At 52.0% G+C, this 1349-nt stretch carries 1 protein-coding gene; it reads right to left on the bottom strand.

Translation table 11 applies throughout. The features are described 5' to 3' along the window. On the bottom strand, positions 1–737 hold a 737-nt coding region (locus tag LG368_RS15310; protein ID WP_226755552.1), incomplete at its 3' end, for a reverse transcriptase N-terminal domain-containing protein. Positions 738–1349: the final 612 nt, after the last annotated feature.

Here is a 1349-nt window from a genome sequence, read left to right as displayed (position 1 = left end):
GAGATGATTCCGCCTTGCGGCGTACCGGCCTCGGTAGCGAATAAGGTTCCTTTCTCCACATACCCTGCTTTAAGCCATTTACGCAGCACGACTTTATCCATGGTTATGTTTCTGAGCAGCCAATCGTGGCTGATGTTGTCAAAGCAGCCGCGAATGTCGCCCTCCAGCACCCATGTAGCGGATGTTCGCTTAGCGAGCGCATTGAAACAGTGTGCGATGGCGTCTGCGGTTGAACGCTCGGGCCTAAAGCCATAGGAATTCGGGTCCGCTCGGGTCTCTGCCACAGGTTCCAGTGCTAGTTTCCATAAGGATTGCATCGCTCTGTCTCGCATTGTCGGTATCCCGAGAGGACGCTTTTTTCCATTGCTCTTGGGTATGTAGATACGTCTTAGCGGTTGCGGCTGATAGCCGCGATGCTTTAACGTGAGTGCTCCCTTTGATTTGGCGGCCGGAGTCGACCATATCTTGCCGTCGATCCCCGGTGTTCTTTTGCCTCGATTTTCTGTCACTCGTTTTACAGCAAGCATTTTGCTGCAATAGGAGCGGGTTAGCAGTCGCTGCAAGGCCTTCACTTTGCCCCATCTGCCTTCCTGTGTTGCTTTAGCGATACGCACTTGGAGTCGCCTCACGTCCTTCTCAATATGACACCAGTCTGCCCAGAGCCATACCAATTCTTCGTGCGAAGGTGCACCCGCGCCTGAGATTAGCGTCTTCACGCTGATTTCCGATGCAGTCATCTGCTTTCCTCCGTTAAACGATTTTTTTTTCAAGTTACCTCGCTATGAAAGACCTCGTGGAAGTCTGCTCGCTTTCGCGCCGGATGATGTTTCAACCCGTATCCTCTCGATTACAGAGAGGCCTTCGCTTTTTCCACATTCCTTTATCCGCAGCACCAACAATGTTCCTTACGGTTCACCTGCCAACGATGGCAGCACTACGGACTTACCCTGTTCCGCATGTATTTCAGAGCGGAGCGGACCTCCCCATTTCGCCGGTGGCGCATCATTCACGATGGGTTATTGGTCAGAACCCATACCTGGCCACACACCTTTTGGTTCAAGCCTATCAGCATCTTTGGCTTGTCTGGTTTAACGACGTTTATAAGAGATTCACATCTGTTGGCCGTAGCCGCTCATTCCTAGCACCACTCCGCCTTAATGCTGGCAGATTCAGTCTTCTCTCACGGTTCGACTGACCGATAAAAATCGGTGGTTACATTGTCCCCGAAGCTTCGCACGGTGCTGTTACCAGCTCCGCACGTCCGAGTAGGAAACGGTTGGTGAAACAACCGGTTTCGTCAGGTAGACATACCCTGCGAAACAGAAATACTTGCAACTTTCAGGTCGCAC

Origin of the sequence: Marinomonas algarum (genome assembly GCF_020532605.1) — a bacterium.
GTDB lineage: Bacteria > Pseudomonadota > Gammaproteobacteria > Pseudomonadales > Marinomonadaceae > Marinomonas > Marinomonas algarum.
The sequence above is the reverse complement of the archived record's forward strand: the minus strand, read 5'-3'. Positions and strand labels throughout refer to the sequence as shown.